Source organism: Isoptericola sp. NPDC019482 (assembly GCF_040632295.1).
GTDB lineage: Bacteria > Actinomycetota > Actinomycetes > Actinomycetales > Cellulomonadaceae > Isoptericola.
This window is the reverse complement of record NZ_JBEYBQ010000001.1, coordinates 176,385-192,880: the sequence shown is the minus strand read 5'-3', so window position 1 is coordinate 192,880 and position 16,496 is coordinate 176,385. Positions and strand designations below refer to the sequence as shown.

Annotated in this window: 11 protein-coding genes; 9 read left to right on the top strand and 2 right to left on the bottom strand. The window is 74.2% G+C overall.

The genetic code is table 11. The annotated features are described in order from the left end of the window. The first annotated feature begins 81 nt into the window (after positions 1–81). From ABZ493_RS00850 to ABZ493_RS00835, 4 genes are all read left to right on the top strand, one after another. Positions 82–756 carry a PadR family transcriptional regulator gene (locus ABZ493_RS00850; RefSeq protein WP_430580283.1) on the top strand — a complete coding sequence of 225 codons (675 nt, stop codon included), beginning with the start codon at positions 82–84 and terminating at the stop codon, positions 754–756. Then, entirely contained in the window at positions 753–1,844 is a 1,092-nt protein-coding gene (locus ABZ493_RS00845) for an inositol-3-phosphate synthase (protein ID WP_430580282.1), read from the top strand. Before ABZ493_RS00850 ends, ABZ493_RS00845 begins: the two co-directional genes overlap by 4 nt. Positions 1,845–1,977: 133 nt before the next feature. Next, positions 1,978–3,321, top strand: a complete 1,344-nt coding sequence (locus ABZ493_RS00840) for an MFS transporter (RefSeq protein WP_430580281.1) — start codon at positions 1,978–1,980, stop codon at positions 3,319–3,321. 268 nt (positions 3,322–3,589) lie between these two features. Further along, a complete protein-coding gene (locus tag ABZ493_RS00835) occupies positions 3,590–5,161 on the top strand; it encodes an MDR family MFS transporter (RefSeq protein WP_430580280.1) in 1,572 nt (523 codons plus the stop codon). 96 nt (positions 5,162–5,257) lie between these two features. Here the strand turns inward: ABZ493_RS00835 and ABZ493_RS00830 are convergent, their stop codons facing one another. Together ABZ493_RS00830 and ABZ493_RS00825 are read right to left on the bottom strand one after the other, a co-directional pair. Next, the gene (locus ABZ493_RS00830) at positions 5,258–6,613 is read right to left on the bottom strand and encodes an MFS transporter (protein ID WP_430580279.1); all 1,356 of its coding nucleotides are present in this window, start codon (positions 6,611–6,613) and stop codon (positions 5,258–5,260) included. 94 nt (positions 6,614–6,707) lie between these two features. Further along, positions 6,708–8,210 (bottom strand): CCA tRNA nucleotidyltransferase, encoded by a 1,503-nt coding sequence (locus ABZ493_RS00825; protein ID WP_430580278.1) that lies wholly within the window; start codon positions 8,208–8,210, stop codon positions 6,708–6,710. Positions 8,211–8,293: 83 nt separating this feature from the next. On the opposite strand from ABZ493_RS00825, the gene ABZ493_RS00820 reads away from it, so the two are divergent. From ABZ493_RS00820 to trxB, 5 genes are all read left to right on the top strand, one after another. Further along, positions 8,294–8,944, top strand: a complete 651-nt coding sequence (locus tag ABZ493_RS00820) for an NUDIX hydrolase (protein WP_430580277.1) — start codon at positions 8,294–8,296, stop codon at positions 8,942–8,944. A gap of 10 nt (positions 8,945–8,954) precedes the next feature. Next, positions 8,955–11,381, top strand: coding sequence for a DUF6049 family protein (locus tag ABZ493_RS00815; protein WP_430580276.1), 2,427 nt, complete (start codon positions 8,955–8,957; stop codon positions 11,379–11,381). Further along, positions 11,378–13,246, top strand: coding sequence for a lipid II flippase MurJ (locus ABZ493_RS00810; RefSeq protein WP_430580275.1), 1,869 nt, complete (start codon positions 11,378–11,380; stop codon positions 13,244–13,246). The genes ABZ493_RS00815 and ABZ493_RS00810 overlap by 4 nt, the downstream gene beginning before the upstream one ends. A 148-nt stretch (positions 13,247–13,394) precedes the next feature. Next, a complete protein-coding gene (locus ABZ493_RS00805; RefSeq protein ID WP_430580274.1) occupies positions 13,395–15,317 on the top strand; it encodes a hypothetical protein in 1,923 nt (640 codons plus the stop codon). A 111-nt stretch (positions 15,318–15,428) separates the two neighbouring features. Next, positions 15,429–16,469 carry a thioredoxin-disulfide reductase gene (gene trxB, locus ABZ493_RS00800; RefSeq protein ID WP_430580273.1) on the top strand — a complete coding sequence of 347 codons (1,041 nt, stop codon included), beginning with the start codon at positions 15,429–15,431 and terminating at the stop codon, positions 16,467–16,469. Positions 16,470–16,496: the final 27 nt, after the last annotated feature.

Sequence of the window (16,496 nt, the reverse complement as noted above, 5' to 3'; positions counted from 1 at the left end):
CTATTCTCACGATGTATCGACTCGATACGTCGTGACGACGGGTCGGCAGCAACGGGACGACGGGACGGAAGGGGAACCCTCGTGCGCAGCAGGTCTGTGGTGCTCGAGACGGCCATCCTCGGCCTGCTCAACTCCGCCCCGCTGCACGGGTACGAGCTGCGCAAGCGGCTCAACCTGCTGCTCGGCTCGTTCCGCGCGTTCTCCTACGGCACCCTCTACCCGGCGCTGAAGTCCCTCGTCGCCCGCGGTCTCATCGAGACGACGGAGCGCGAGGCGCCGGCCCCCGCCGGCCGGGCGTCGGGCTCCCGGCAGTCGGGCGCCAAGGCCAACGGCAAGGCACCCCTGTCGGGCCGCCGCGGGCGGATCGTGTACCGGCTGACGGCGGACGGCAAGGAACATCTCCAGACCGTCCTCGCGTCGTCCGGCCCCGCCGCCTGGGAGGACGAGAACTTCGACGTCCGTTTCGCGTTCTTCGCGCAGACGGACGCCGAGACCCGCATCCGTATCCTCGAGGGCCGGCGAACCCGGCTCACCGAGCGCCTGGAGGCGGTCCGAGAGTCTGCCGCACGCACCCGCGAGCGGCTCGACGAGTACACCCTCGAGCTGCAGCGTCACGGGCTCGAACAGGTCGAGCGCGAGGTGCGTTGGCTCGACGGACTCATCACCACGGAACGCGACCGTGCTCTCGGCCGCGCCCGCGACCACAACGCCGGGGCGTCCGACGCGCCGGCCCAGAGAAACAAGGAGCGAGGATGACCTCCGTCCGCGTTGCCATCGTCGGTGTCGGAAACTGTGCATCGTCCCTGATCCAGGGCGTGCACTTCTACCGCGACGCCGCCCCGACCGACACCGTCCCCGGCCTCATGCACGTGCAGCTCGGCGACTACCACGTGCGTGACCTGGAGTTCGTCGCGGCGTTCGACGTCGACGCGAAGAAGGTCGGCTTCGACCTCGCCGAGGCGATCCACGCCTCCGAGAACAACACCATCAAGTTCGCGGACGTGCCGCCCACCGGCGTCACCGTCCAGCGCGGCCACACCCTCGACGGCCTCGGCGACTACTACTCCGCGACGATCGACGAGTCGGACGCCGAGCCCGTCGACGTCGTGCAGGCGCTGAAGGACGCGAAGGTCGACGTCCTCGTGTCCTACCTGCCCGTCGGCTCCGAGGCCGCGGACAAGTTCTACGCGCAGGCCGCGATCGACGCGAAGGTCGCCTTCGTCAACGCGCTGCCCGTCTTCATCGCCTCCGACCCCGAGTGGGCGAAGAAGTTCGAGGACGCCGGCGTGCCGATCGTCGGCGACGACATCAAGTCGCAGGTCGGCGCCACGATCACGCACCGCGTGCTCGCCAAGCTGTTCGAGGACCGCGGCGTCGTGCTCGACCGCACCTACCAGCTCAACGTCGGCGGCAACATGGACTTCAAGAACATGCTGCAGCGCGACCGCCTCGAGTCGAAGAAGGTCTCCAAGACGCAGGCGGTGACCTCGAACCTCGAGGGCCCGCTCGGCGGCAAGAAGGAGGACCGCAACGTCCACATCGGCCCGTCGGACTACGTCGCGTGGCTCGACGACCGCAAGTGGGCGTACGTCCGCCTCGAGGGCCGCGCGTTCGGCGAGGTGCCCCTGAACCTGGAGTACAAGCTCGAGGTGTGGGACTCCCCCAACTCGGCCGGCATCATCATCGACGCCGTCCGCGCCGCCAAGATCGCGCTGGACCGCGGCATCGGCGGCCCGATCCTCTCGGCGTCGACGTACTTCATGAAGTCCCCGCCCGTGCAGATGGAGGACACCGCGGGCCGCGCCCAGCTCGAGGCGTTCATCCGCGGCGACGTCGAGCGCTGACGACCCCGCGAGATAGAGAGGGTCCTCCCGCGAGATAGAGAGGCACCCCCGGCTTCGGCCCGGGGGCGCGCCCTCTCTATCTCGCGGGAGGACCCTCTCTATCTCGCGCCACAGGACATGGGAGGGTAAGGACGTGGGAGCGATCGGCGAGACCTGGCACGAGCTGCGCGCGCTGCTGCGGCTGGAGGGCTTCCGCAAGCTCTTCACCGTGCGGCTGGTTTCGCAGGCGGGCGACGGCATGTTCCAGGTGGGCCTGGCGTCCCTGCTGTTCTTCTCCCCCGAGTCGCAGGGCACCGCGGCGGCCATCGCCGGCGCGTTCGCCGTCATGCTCGCGCCGTTCACGATCGTCGGCCCGTTCGCAGGCGTGCTGCTCGACCGGTGGCAGCGCCGCCAGGTGCTGGTGTGGGGCAACGCGGTGCGCGTGGTGCTCACGCTCGCGATGGCCGGCGTGATGCTGGCCGGCGGCGTCGGCTGGGCCATCTACGCGATCGGCCTGGCGGCCCTGTCCGTCAACCGCTTCCTCCTCGCCGGGCTGTCGGCCGGCCTGCCGCGCGTCGTCGACGGGCCGCTGCTGCTCACCGCCAACTCGCTGTCCCCGACGCTCGGCGCCGGCGCCGCGTTCGTCGGCGGCGGCATCGGCTTCGTCCTCGGCCTGATGTTCGAGCCCGGCCGGGTCAAGGACTCCTCCGCGCTCGTGTGCGCGGCCCTCGTCTTCGGCGTCGCGTCCCTGCTCGCCACGCGCCTGCGGCGCACCCAGCTCGGCCCCGAGCGGCCGGCGGAGGCCGACCTGCGCGGCGAGCTCGCCAGGGTCGCCCGCGGCCTGGCCGACGGCGCCCGCTACCTCGTCGCGCGCCGCACCCCCGGGCAGGCGCTGCTCGCCATGGCCGTGCACCGGTTCCTCTACGGCGTGGTGTTCATCGCGTCGATCCTCATCTCGCGCAACCTGCTCGACCCCGGCAGCCAGAGCGCCGGGATGGCGACGTTCGCCGTCGTCATCGGCCTCACCGGCGTCGGCGGCGCCCTCGCGATGGTGCTGACCCCCACGCTGTCGCGCCGCACCGGGCCCCAGGGCTGGATCGCCGTCATGCTCCTGCTCGCCGCCGCGAGCCAGCTGCTCCTCGTCACGACGCCGGAGCGCGTCGTCGTGTACACGGGCGCCGCGCTCCTCGGGCTGGCCGCGCAGGGCACCAAGATCGCGGTCGACACGATCGTGCAGCGCGACGCCGAGGACGAGTTCCGCGGCCGCGCCTTCGCCTTCTACGACGTGCTCTACAACGCCGCGTTCGTCGGCGCGGCCGCCCTCGCCGCCTTCACCCTGCCGGACACCGGCTGGTCCCGCGGCGTCTTCGTCGGCCTCGCCGTCGCCTACGTCCTCGCCGCGCTGCTCATGGCGACCCGGGGCGCGCGGTCCCCGGCCGAGGTGCCCGCCCGCGTCCGCCGCGCCGGGGGCGCCGAGGACGCCGCCGCGCACGCCTGACGGCTGCTTGACGGCTGCCTGTCCACGGTTCCGCCCGGACCGACGAGTTCCGCCCGGAAAACAGGTCGTCACCGGGAGCGGGAATATCGCAGGATGGTTCGTGGTCGTACACAGTACGGTCTCGCCCGTCCGGCGACCGCACCATGACCGCACCGGGGTGACCGCCCCCGGGGCCACGACCGACCACGACGACGTGCCGCGCCCACCGGCGTCGGCCCTCGCCTGCCCTCCGCCGGGCTCACCCGGCACGACGCGAGCGGAGCACAGCGTGCCAGCCCCCCGACAGACCGACACCGCCCCACCCGACGCGCCGACCCCGGAGGCTGCCCTGACCCCCGCGACCACTCCCAGCACGGCCGACACCACGGTTCCCCCGCGCGGCATCGTCATCGACGAGGCCGTGCCCCAGCGCCTCACGCGCCAGCAGTTCACCGTCATCGCGCTGCTGCTGGGCTCGGCGTTCGTCGTCATCCTCAACGAGACGACGATGAGCGTGGCCCTGGCCCCGCTCATGACCGACCTCGGCATCACCGCGAGCACCGGTCAGTGGCTCACCACCGCGTTCATGCTCACGATGTCGGTGATCATCCCGGCCACCGGGTTCCTGCTGCAGCGCCTCGGCACGCGCGGCGCCTACCTGCTCGCGATGTCCCTGTTCAGCGCGGGCACCCTGCTCGCCGCGCTCGCCCCCGGCTTCGGCTGGCTGCTGGGCGGCCGCATCGTGCAGGCGTCGGGCACGGCGATCATGATGCCGCTGCTCATGACGACGATCATGACGGTCGTACCGCCGGCGATCCGCGGCAAGGTGATGGGCAACATCTCCATCGTCATGGCCGCCGCGCCGGCGCTCGGGCCCTTCGTGTCCGGGGTGATCCTCAGTTCGCTGAGCTGGCGCTGGGTCTTCGGCATCGTGCTCCCGATCGCGCTGCTCGCGCTGGTCATGGGCTTCTTGTACGTCCGGGACGTCGCCGACCGTACACACTCGCGCCTCGATCCGCTGTCGCTGTTCCTCGCGGCTGTGGCGTTCGGCGGCCTCGTGTACGGCCTGTCCAGTCTCGGCGAGGCCGCGCGGCACGCTCCGCCCGTCGCGCCGTGGATCCCGATCGCCGTCGGCGTGGTGACGCTCGGCCTGTTCGCCTGGCGCCAGCTCCTCCTGGCCCGCGACGACCGCGCGCTGCTCGACCTGAGCGTGTTCCGGTTCCGCGCGTTCTCCGTCGGCCTCGCGATCATGGCGGTCGGCATGCTCGCGATGTTCGGCTCGCTGATCCTGCTGCCGCTGTTCCTGCAGCAGGCCATCGGTCTCGACCCGCTGTGGACGGGACTCGTGGTCCTTCCGGGCGGTGCCCTCATGGGTCTGCTCGGCCCGGTCGTCGGACGGCTCTACGACCGCGTGGGCCCGCGCCCTCTCGTCACGCCCGGCCTGGCCGTCGTGACGGTCGCCCTGGCCCTGTTCACGCAGGTGCACGCGGACTCGTCGCCCTGGTACATCCTGGCGCTGCACGTCACGCTGAGCCTCGGCCTGGCGTTCATGTTCACGCCGTTGTTCACCTCGGCGCTGTCGTCGCTCACGCCGCCCCTGTACTCGCACGGGTCGGCCGCGATCGGCACCGTGCAGCAGCTCGCCGGCGCGGCCGGCACCGCGATGTTCGTCGCGGTGATGACCACGCGGTCCGTCGCCCTCATGGAGGACGGCGCGACGGCGCAGGTCGCGCTCGCCGAGGGCGTCGGCGACGCGTTCGTGTGGGGCGCGGCGATCATGCTCGTCGCGGTGGGGCTGTCGCTCCTGCTGCGGCGCGTGCCCGCCTCGCCCGACGGCGAGGGGATGCCGGCGGCGCACTGACCGGTCGCCGGCCCCGTCACGGGCCGGCGGCGCCGCCTCGGCCGCCACGGGCGGTCACCGTCGCACGACGGTGACCGCCCGTCGTCGTCCCCGACGTCAGGGGGCGGCGGACGGAGCAGCGACGTCGTCGCGCGCCGCGACCTTGAACGCCGGCGCCAGGGCGATCACGCCGAGCGCGAGCAGCGCGGGGACGGCGAACGCCAGCCGCATGCTGAGCAGCTCGGCGACGCCGCCGATCAGTCCCGCCCCCACGACGAACCCCACGTAGTTGAAGAGGTTCACGCGCGCCACCGCGACGCCCGTGCCCTCAGGGTCGAGCCGGCCCGCCACCGAGAACGCCAGCGGCACCACGACGCTCAGGCCGAGCCCGGTGAGCCCGAAGCCGACGACGGCGACCCACGGCCCGGGGGCGAGCGTCACAGCGGCGAGGCCCGCCGCCCCCACGATCCCGCCGACGGCCACGGGCGCCACCGGCCCGAACCGGTTGACCTGCCGATCGGCCGCGAGCCGGCCGATCAGCTGGCAGCCCAGGTAGGCGGCGAGACCCAGCGGGGCGACGTTCGCCGCCGCGCCCAGCGCGTCCTGGATGTACTTGGTGGACCAGTTCGACGTCGCCGAGTCCGCGACGTACACGATCGTCACGGCGAGGCCCACCAGGACGAGCGGCCCCCACGGCGGACGCGCGGCGCGGGGCGAGCCGGCGTCGACCCGCTCCCGGCCGACAGGGCCGGCCGGTTCCGGCACCCCGTTCACGGTGCGGAGCGCGCGGTCCCCCGACACCAGGCCGGGCACCGTCTCCCGCGCGGCCGGACGCGGGGCGCCGCCCCCGGACGCGGCCGCCGTCGCCACGAGGTCGACGGCGACGCCCACCGCGGCGACGAGCCCCAGCCCGGCGGCGAGCGACCAGCCCAGCGAGTGCGCCAGCACGGCCGCGAGCGACCCGAGGATGCCGCCGACGCTCCATGCGCCGTGGAAGGAGTTGAGCAGGCTGCGGCCGTACCGCTGCTCCACCTCCACGCCCTGCATGTTCATGCTCGCGTCGACCAGGCCGAGCAACAGCCCCACCGCCGCGACCACGGGGTAGAGCACCGTGACGCTCAGCGCCAGGCCCGCGCCCAGCACCGCGAGCGCCACGAGCGGCCCGCACACGTGCAGCAGGCGGGCGCTGCCGACCCGCGGGGCCAGGGCCCCGGCCAGCACGCTGCCGACGCCGGCCACGACCGGCACCAGCAGCAGGATCAGCGTCAGCGTGCCGTCCGAGATACCCAGGTCGTGCTGGAGCGTCGGCACCTGCGCCAGGAGCCCCGCGAAGCACATGCCCTGCACCAGGTAGAACGCCGACACGACGAGGCGTGCGCGCCGGTCGCGCGCCCCCGCGTCGCCGCCCGCTCCGCGCACGCCACCGGCCGTCCCGCCGGACGCACCGCCCGACGTCACCCCGGCACCGCTCATGCCCAGCCTCCGCTCGTCGCGCTCCGGGGCTCGCCGTCGGGCCCGCGCGCAAGCGTGAGGATAGACCCGCCGCGCCCTGGCGCGGGAGGGTCGGTCAGCCCTCGCGGCCCGCCCACCAGGCGCGCAGCTCCTGCTCGGCGCGCTCCGCGCCGAGCGGACCGTGCTCCATCCGCAGGGCCAGCAGGTGCTTGTACGCCTGCCCGACGGCGGGCCCGGGCGCGATGCCGAGGATCGCCATGATCTGCGACCCGTCCAGGTCCGGACGGATCGCGTCGATCTCCTCCTGCTCGCGCAGGGCGGCGATGCGGTGCTCGAGGTCGGTGTACGTGTCGGCGAGACGCTGCGCCTTGCGCTTGTTCCTCGTCGTGGAGTCGGCGCGCGTCAGCCGGTGCAGGCGCTCCAGCAGCGGGCCCGCGTCGGTGACGTAGCGGCGCACCGCGGAGTCCGTCCACTGCCCCTCGCCGTAGCCGTGGAAGCGCAGGTGCAGCTCGACGAGCCGCGCCACGTCCTTGACCACCTGCTTCTCGTACTTGAGCGCGCGCAGCCGCTTGGCCACCAGCTTCGCGCCGACCACCTCGTGGTGGTGGAAGCTCACGCCGCCGCCGGGCTCGAAGCGGCGGGTGGCCGGCTTGCCGACGTCGTGCAGCAGAGAGGCGAGCCGCAGCACGAGGTCGGGCGCGGGCACCGGGCCGTCCGGGCCGGTCTCCTGCGCGATCGCCTGCTCGAGCACGGTGAGCGAGTGCTGGTAGACGTCCTTGTGGCGGTGGTGCTCGTCGATCTCCAGCCGCAGCGCGGGCAGCTCGGGCAGCACGTGGTCGGCCAGGCCCGTGTCGACGAGCACCTCGAGGCCTGCGCGGGGGCGGTCGCTCAGCAGCAGCTTGGAGATCTCCGCCTGCACCCGCTCGGCGGAGACGATGTCGATGCGGCCCGCCATGTCGACGATCGCCTGCCGGGTCGCGGGCTCGACGGCGAACCCGAGCTGGCCGGCGAAGCGCGCCGCGCGCATCATGCGCAGGGGGTCGTCGTCGAACGACCGCTCCGGCGCGATCGGGGTGCGCAGCACTCCCCGGGCCAGGTCGGACAGCCCGTCGAACGGGTCGACGAACGTGAGGTCCGGCAGGCGCACCGCCATCGCGTTGACCGTGAAGTCGCGCCGGGACAGGTCGCCGTCGAGGGTGTCCCCGAACGCGACGACGGGCTTGCGGGAGGCCGGGTCGTACTCGTCGGTGCGGTAGGTGGTGACCTCGACGACGACGTCGCCCGACACCCTTCCTGCGCCGACGCCGGACCTGCCCCCGGCACGCGCGAACCGCCGCGCCCCGATGGTGCCGAACTCCTTGCCGATGTCCCAGTGGGCGTCGCCCCAGCGGGCCAGCAGGGCCTGCGTCTCGTCGGGCGAGGCCGACGTCGCGAAGTCCAGGTCGTTGCTGGTGCGGCCGAGGAAGGCGTCGCGGACAGGCCCTCCGACCAGCGCGAGCTCGTGCCCGGCGGCACGGAACACCTCGCCCAGCTCGACGGCCGCGGGGGCCATCTCGGTCAGCACGGCGAGGGCGCGGCGCAGCAGCGCGGCGGGGGCCGGGGGTTCAGGGGTCGACACGGCGTCCCATCCTCCCAGATCCTGGGCGTGCGCGCCCCGGCGGCTGGGCCGGCGGGGCGTCGTCACTCGGTAGGGTGGGGCGCATGTCATCCCCGGCCCCGGTTCCCGGCCCGCGGCGCCGGCGCCCGGCCGCGCCGGTCCCCGTGCCACCGGGAGGACACCCGCTCAAGGTCGACCCGGCGCGCCTGGCCGGCCCGCGCGGCACGGCGACGCCCGCCGTCGTCGGAGTGGCCCCGTCGGGCACGACGACGCACCTGCCCGTCCACGAGGAGACGTCGGCGGGCGGGCTCGTGGTGCAGGTCGCTGCGGGCGGCCCGGAGGCGGCCGTGATCGTGCGGCGCAACCGCGGCGGCCGGCTCGAGTGGTGCCTGCCCAAGGGGCACCTGGAGGGCGAGGAGACGCCGGAGCAGGCCGCCGTCCGCGAGATCCGCGAGGAGACGGGCATCCTGGGGACGATCCGCACCCGCCTGGGCGTCATCGACTACTGGTTCAGCGGCGAGGACCACCGCGTCCACAAGGTGGTGCACCACTTCCTCCTGCGCGCGGAGGGCGGCACCATCACCGCCGAGGGCGACCCCGACGGCGAGGCGGAGGACGCGCTCTGGGTGCCGGTCGAGCAGCTGACGGACCGCCTCTCGTACCCCAACGAGCAGCGCCTCGCGATCGTCGCGCAGCAGGTGCTGCGCCGCACGCCCGAGGTGCTCGGCCACCCCGGCCTCGGAGCAGTCGAGTGAGGCCCGCCGCGTGACCGCCTCCCGACCGTCGGGTGCCTGCGCGGCACCCGCGCCTACGCCCGCCCGTCCGGCCCGCCTGTCCGCCGTCCTCCTCGTGCTCGCCGGGCTGCTCCTGACGGGCGCGCTGGTCGCCTTCCCCGGCACCATGGCGTCGGCTGCCATCCCGTCGCCCTCGGTCGTGCCGGCCGCGCGCGACGGCGAGGCGACCGTCGAGCTCGTGAGCTCCGCGCCCGTGCTCGCCGCGCCTGGCTCCACCGTGACCCTCACCCTCCAGGTCACCAACGGCACCGACACGGTGCTCGACGGCGCCCAGCTCGACCTCGGCGTCGCGTGGCGGCCGGTCACCTCGCGCGAGGACCTGGCGGCCTGGGCGGACGACGGCGGCACCAGCACCGCAGGATCGCGCCAGGACGGCGCGGCCGTCGACCGACTCGCGCCCGGAGACTCCACGCGGGTGACGATGGAGCTCGAGGTCGACGTCCTCGGCCTCAGCGCGGAGAACCCCTGGGGGCCGCGCGAGATGTCCGTCGCGCTGACCCGCGGCGACGCGACGCTCGACGTCGTGCACACCTTCCTCCTGTTCGCGCCCGCGGGCGACGCGCCCGACCCGGTCTCGGTGAGCGTGGCCGCGCCCGTCACGGGGCCCGCCGTCGACCCGCTCGACCCGGACGGCTACGACCTGGCGCTCGGCACCGCGACCGCCGACGGCGGACGGCTGACCCGCCTGCTCGACGCCGCGGCCGTCACCGGCTCCTCCCCCGGCATGTCGCTCGCCGTCGACCCCGCGCTGGTCGCCGCGGCCGCCGCCACGGGCGACGAGGACGCCCAGGCGTGGGCCACCCGGCTCACCGGGGCACCCGCTGTCGGCGACGACGACGCCGACGCCGCGACGTCGGCGAGCCTGACGAGCAGCACCCTCCGCACCGCGGCCACCGGCGAGCCGGCCGACGTCGCCGTCCTGCCCGGCTACGACCCCGACCTCGCGGCGGTGGCGCACGCCGAGCCGTCCCGGGCGGACGTCGCTGCGGCGACCGGCGGCGAGGCCGCGCTCGGCTCGGCGTGGCAGCGTCCGGAGGGCTGGGACCTCACCCTCGCCTGGCCGGACGGCCGGCCGGACGTCGCGACCCTGTCCGCGGGGCGCGAGGCCTCGGTCGACCAGGTCGTCGTCGCCGACGGGCTCGCCCCCGACGACGGCGCGGCCGCCTCCGCCCGCACGGCCGTGGAGACGCCGTCTGGCAAGGTGCCGGCCCTCGTCGCCGACGCCGGCCTCTCGTCCGCGCTCACCACTCTGACCGACGACACCGATGCGCCCACCGCCGCCGAGGCGTCCACGCGGGTGCTGGCCGACGCCGCGCTCGTCGCCCTGCAGCAGGCGGAGTCCGGCCAGGAGGACCTGCACCTGCTGGCCGCGCTCCCGCGCGACTGGTCCCCCGACCCCGCCCTTGTGGGGGCGGTCCTCGGTGCCCTCGACGAGGCGTCGTGGGCCGACGTCGTCCCGCTCTCGGAGACCGTCGCCGCCCCGGCCTCCCGCGTCCAGCGCGACGACCCCGCGCGGGGCGAGCGGGCCGGTCGGTCCAAGGGCGAGCTGGCGCCGTCCTCCGTGCGCCGCCTCCTCGACGCCCACCGCGACCTCGCCGCGTTCTCGACCGTGGCGAGCGACCCCGTCGAGCTGAGCGGCGATGCCGACCAGGCGCTCGTCGCCCCGCTCGCCGTCGCCGCGCGCACCGAGCGCGAGGCCCGCGACCGCGCCGTCGACCTCGCCGTCGAGCAGGCCGACGCCCTCCAGCAGGGCATCGGGGTCGCCGACCGCTCCAACGTCACGCTCGTCTCCGACACCGGCAAGCTGCCCGTGACCGTCTCGAACGACCTCCCCGTGGACGCCACCGTCACCGTGGTGCTGCGGCCCGACGCGTCCCGGCTGGTCGTCGAGTCGCGCCCCACGGTCGTCGTCCCTGCCGGCACCGCCACGAACGTGCACGTCCCCGTGCGTGCCATCGGCTCCGGCGACGTCACCGTGCAGGTCGAGGTCCTCGCACCGAGCGGCACCGTCGTCGCCGGGCCGACCAGCTTCTCCCTGCGCGTCCGCGCCGGCTGGGAGACCGCCGGCACCGCCGTCGTCGCCGTGCTGGTCGCGCTCCTGTTCCTCGGCGGCATCTGGCGTACCGTGCGTCGGGGACGGTCGTCGGCGCGCACCACCGGCGAGGGGGTCGCGGCCGCCGCGGCCGACCCGCAGGGACCCGACGCCCCGGCGGGCGGCGACGTCGCTGCACCCGACCGCGACGTGCCCGATCGCGATCTGCCCGACCGCGATCTGCCCGACCGCGATGCGGGCGACCTGCCCGACCACCCGCACGACCCGCCGGACGACCCCGGTGGCGGCGGGGCCCCCGCCACACGCACGCCCCCCGCCCAGGCCACGGAGACCGACCCCTCATGACTTCGACGTCCGCCTTCCCCGACGACGGCCGGCCCGACCTGCCCGGCGAGGGCGACGCGACCGACCCGGCGTCACCGACCGGCGCCGCCGGTGCCAGCTGGCACCCGGTCGCCGACCCCGCCGGCGGTGGGCCGGGCCAGGGCGCCGCTGCCCGTGCGGACGGCGACGACGCCGGTGCGGGTAGTAATGGTGCCGGTGGTGGCGGTGACGACGGTGGCGGCGCCGACGCCGTGCGACGCACCAGCCTCGGCCGTGGCTCCCTCGTGATGACGCTGGGCACGATCGCGTCGCGCGCCTCGGGGCTGATCCGCGCCATGCTGCTGGTGGCCTGCGTCGGTGCCGTCGGCACGGTCGCCGACGCGTTCGACATCGCGAACAAGCTGCCGAACATGCTGTTCGCGCTGATCTCGGCCGGCGTCCTCCAGGCCGTGCTGATCCCGCAGATCCTGCGGGCGATGAACGCCCACAACGCCCGCGAGCGGCTCGACAAGCTGCTCAGCCTCTCCGGGCTTGGTCTCCTCCTGCTCACCGCGGTGCTCGTCATCGCGGCGCCGTTGATCGTCTGGCTCTCCACGGTCTCCGCGCCCCTCGACCCTGACGCGCGCCACCTCGCGATCGTGTTCGCGTACTGGTGCATCCCTCAGGTCTTCTTCTACGGGCTCTACATGCTGCTGGGCCAGGTACTCAACGCACAGGGGAAGTTCGGCGCCTACGGCGTGGCGCCCGTGGCGAACAACCTGGTGTCGCTGATCGGGTTCGGCACGTTTCTCCTGGTGTGGGGGGCGGCGCCGGACCTCGGCATCTCGGACCTGTCCCAGTGGTCGACGGCGCAGACGGCGGTGCTCGCCGGGACGGCGACGCTCGGTATCGCGGCCCAGGCCCTGGTGCTCGTGGTCGCTCTGCGTCGTTCGGGATTCCGCTGGCGCTTCCGGTTCGGCTTCCGAGGGATCGGACTCCGCGCGGCAGGTTCGGTCGTCGGCTGGACCATCGGTGCCGTGGCCCTCGAGCAGGTCGGCGTCCTCTTCCTCACCAACGTGCTGTGGTCCGCTGGCCGCTCCGTGACCGATCCCGACGTGGTGGTCGCCGGAAACGCCGCGTACACCAACGCCATGACGATCTACCTGCTGCCCCACTCGCTCGTCGTCGTCTCCATCGTCACGGTGCTGTTCCCGCGCATGACGGCAGCGGTCCAGGCCGGGGACATCCCGGGTGTGCGGCGCGACATGTCCCTGGGGATGCGCTCCGCGGGCGTCTTCTCCGTGTTCTCCACAGCGGTCCTCGCCGTCCTCGCCGTCCCGCTGACCGGCGCGCTGCTGCCCTCGCTCGGGCAGGACGGCATCGCGGCCGTCGCGCCGATCATCCAGGCCATGGCGGTCGGCATCATCGCCCTCGGCGCGACGGTGCTGGTGCGCCGCATGTACTTCGCCTTCGAGGACGGCCGCAGCATCTTCGGCATCCAGGTCATCGCGACCGTCTCGATGGTGCTCGTGCTGTGGGGCGCGACGCGGTTGCTGGCTCCCGAATGGTGGGCCGTGGCCGCCGGCGGCGCGTACGCCCTGTCCACGTGGATCTCCCTGCTGCTGCGGGTGCGCGGCATGCGCCGCAAGCTCCACGGCATGGACGGCCGACGCGTGCTGCGGCTGTACGTCCGCGCGCTGATCGGCGCGCTGATCGCCGCCCTCCTGGGGTGGCTGACCGTGCGCCTCCTCGACGGCTACGACGTGAGCTCGTGGGGGCACTCGCTGCTCGTGACGGCCGTCGCCGGGATCGTGATGATCGTCGGGTACGTCCTCGCGCTGAAGGTCCTGCACGTGCGCGAGCTCGACGACGCGCTCGCCCCCGTCCTCCGCCGGATCAAGCGATGACGCCGGTCGCGTGCCCGGCGCGCGCGGGTTCCGTGAGGGCCCTGCGGGCACGCCCGCCGGGCCCGGCCTCGCGGCCACGGGCCCGCCCGTACCATGGTCCGATGGACCGGAGGACCCTCTCCCCCCGCACCCCCACCGAGGAGCACAGGTGAGCACCGCCCATCCCGGGACCGTCATGGTCGATCGCTATCGACTCGTCCAGCTCGCGGACACCGACCTCGCCGCAGCCGAGGCGTGGGAAGCGCACGACCAGATCCTGGACCGTCCCGTCCGCGTGACGTTCGTCGACGGCCAGTACGCGTCCGCCGCGCTCGACGCGGCCCGCCGGGCCGCGCTCGTCGCCGACCCGCGGCTCTCCCGCGTGCTCGACGTCGGCAGCACCGACCTCGGCGCGGGTCCCCGCAGCTACATCATCTCCGAGCCCTACCGCGGCACGACGCTCACGGAGGTCGTCTCCGGCGGCCTGGTCGACGCGCAGCAGGCGCGCGCCGTCGTCGGCGAGGCCGCGGCGGCCCTCGAGGCCGCCGGGCAGCGCGGTGTGCACCACCTGGCGCTGCGGCCCGAGGCCGTCCGGGTGGACGGCCACCGCGTCGTCGTGACCGGGCTCGGCATCGACGCCGCGCTCGCCGGGGTCGACGGCGGCCGCGAGCACGTCACGGGTTCCGGCGCGGCCGCCGCGGACGCGCGGGACCTCGTCGCCCTCGCCTACTACGCGCTCACCGCCCGCTGGCCCGGGGACTCGCTCGACGAGCCCTGGATCGCCCCCGACGCCGTGCGCCCGCTGCCCGCGCAGCGCGACGAGACCGGAGTCGTGCCCGTGTCGACGCTGGTCCCCCACGTCGACCCCGAGCTGGACTCCCTGGTGCGCCGGACCTTCGGCTCCGGCTCCCCGGACGCCCCGACCGCCCCCGGTGACGTCGTCGCCGCGCTGGCCCCCTGGGGCGAGGTCTCCGTCGTCGCGTCGCTCCCCCAGTTCGTGCAGCCGTCGACCGAGCCGCCGGTCCGCTCGTCCGTGATGGGCGCCGTCGGGACGGGGGCCGCCCTGCCGGGCACGCCTCCCCCGGCCCCGCCCGTCCGCCGTCCGGCCAGCGGGCGCATCGCCCGTTCGGCCGCTGTCGGCGGCGCCGTCGGCGCTGCTGCGGGTGCGCACCAGTCCACGCAGGCGATGCCGCCGGTCGCGGCACCGACCGCGGCACAGGCGCCGGTGCCTCCCGCGCAGGCCACGGCCGCGATGTCGCCCGTGCAGCAGCCCTCGGCCCAGCCCGCGGCGCCGACCGCGGCCTACGGCGCGCCGCCGGCGGGCTACGGCACCCAGGCCTATCCCACGGCCCAGGGTGCGCCCGTGCAGCAGCAGACCGCCCACGCGCCCGTCCCGCCTCCGCCCGGGGGCGGAGAGCCCCGCACGGACACCGGCGGCTTCGCGTCCTCGCCCGCCCCCAAGCGGCGCGGGGTGAACCCGACGCCGATCGTGCTCGGCCTCGTCGTCGTGCTCGTGCTCGCGGGCGCGCTCTGGGCCGTCTCGAAGGTCCTGTCGCCGTCGGACCCGCCGCCGGTGGCCGAGACCCCCGCAGCCACCGAGGACGCCGGCGGCGCGGCCGCCGAGGATCCCACGGCCGAGGAGTCGAACGAGCCCGAGGAGACCCCGGAGGTCCGGCCCGTCATCGAGTCGGGCGACCAGCTCGACCCCGAGGGCGACGGCCAGCACCCCGAAGCCGTCGACCTCGCGTACGACGGCGACCCGTCCACCTTCTGGTACACCCAGTGGTTCAACGGCGCCGACTTCGCCGGGCTGCGTTCCGGCCTCGGGTACGTCATCGAGCTCGAGGAGCCGGCCCCGGTCACCTCGATCACGCTGAACACGAACTCCGAGGGCGGGCACGTCGAGGTGCGCGCGACGTCGCGAGACAAGCCGACCGACGGGCCTGTGCTCGCCGAGGGGTCGTTCAGCTCCGAGACGACGCTCGACCTCTCGGAGGAGACCGTGGCGGACTCCTTCGTCATCTGGATCACGGAGCTCCCGACCACGAACGGCAAGAACTACGTCGAGCTCAACGAGATCGTCCTCTCGTGACCGTTCCCGGGAGGCCGACCGTCGGTCGCCCGGGAACACCACACCCCCTCGGCGTGTTGAGTGCGATGGCGCCGCAGGACGCGAACGACCACCAGACGAGCAGGAGAGAACGTGACCGATCAGCCGACCAACACCACCGGTGAGGCCACCGTGCACGACATCGTCATCGTGGGCTCGGGGCCGGCGGGCTACACCGCGGCCGTGTACGCCGCACGGGCTGGTCTGGCACCTGTCGTGATCGCGGGTTCCGTCACCGCGGGCGGTGCCCTGATGAACACCACCGAGGTGGAGAACTTCCCCGGCTTCCCCGCCGGCATCCAGGGCCCGGACCTCATGGAGGCCATGCGCGAGCAGGCCGAGAAGTTCGGTGCCCGAGTGCTGTGGGACGACGCCGAGCAGGTCGAGCTCACGGGTGACGTCAAGACGGTCGTCACCGGGGGCGGCGAGACCTTCAAGGCCCGCGCGGTGATCCTCGCGACCGGGTCCGCGTACCGCGAGCTCGGCCTGCCCGAGGAGAAGCAGCTCTCCGGCCGTGGCGTCTCGTGGTGCGCCACCTGCGACGGATTCTTCTTCCGCGACCAGCACATCGCCGTCGTCGGCGGCGGCGACTCCGCGATGGAGGAGGCCACCTTCCTCACGCGCTTCGCCTCGAAGGTGACGATCGTGCACCGCCGCGACTCGCTGCGCGCCTCGAAGATCATGGCAGACCGTGCGCAGGCGGACCCGAAGATCGAGTTCGCCTGGAACAGCGAGGTCGCCGGGATCTCTGGTCAGGACAAGGTCACCGGCCTCACGCTGCGCGACACCGTCACCGGCGAGGAGCGCGAGCTCGACACCACCGGCCTGTTCGTCGCGATCGGTCACGACCCCCGCACCGACCTGGTCAAGGGCCAGATCGACCTGGACGACGAGGGCTACATCCTCGTCGAGGGCCGCTCCACGCGGACCAACCTGCCCGGAGTCTTCGCCTGCGGCGACGCGGTGGACCACACCTACCGCCAGGCGATCACCGCTGCCGGCTCCGGATGCGCCGCGGCCCTCGACGCGCAGTCCTATCTCACCGAGGTGGCCGACGCCGAGGGCGAGCAGTCGCTCGCCGGCACCCCGGCCGTGCCCAACCCGGACGGGCTGCCTGCCGCGCTCGCCGGCTGACCTTTCTCCATCGATCCCTAAGGAGGG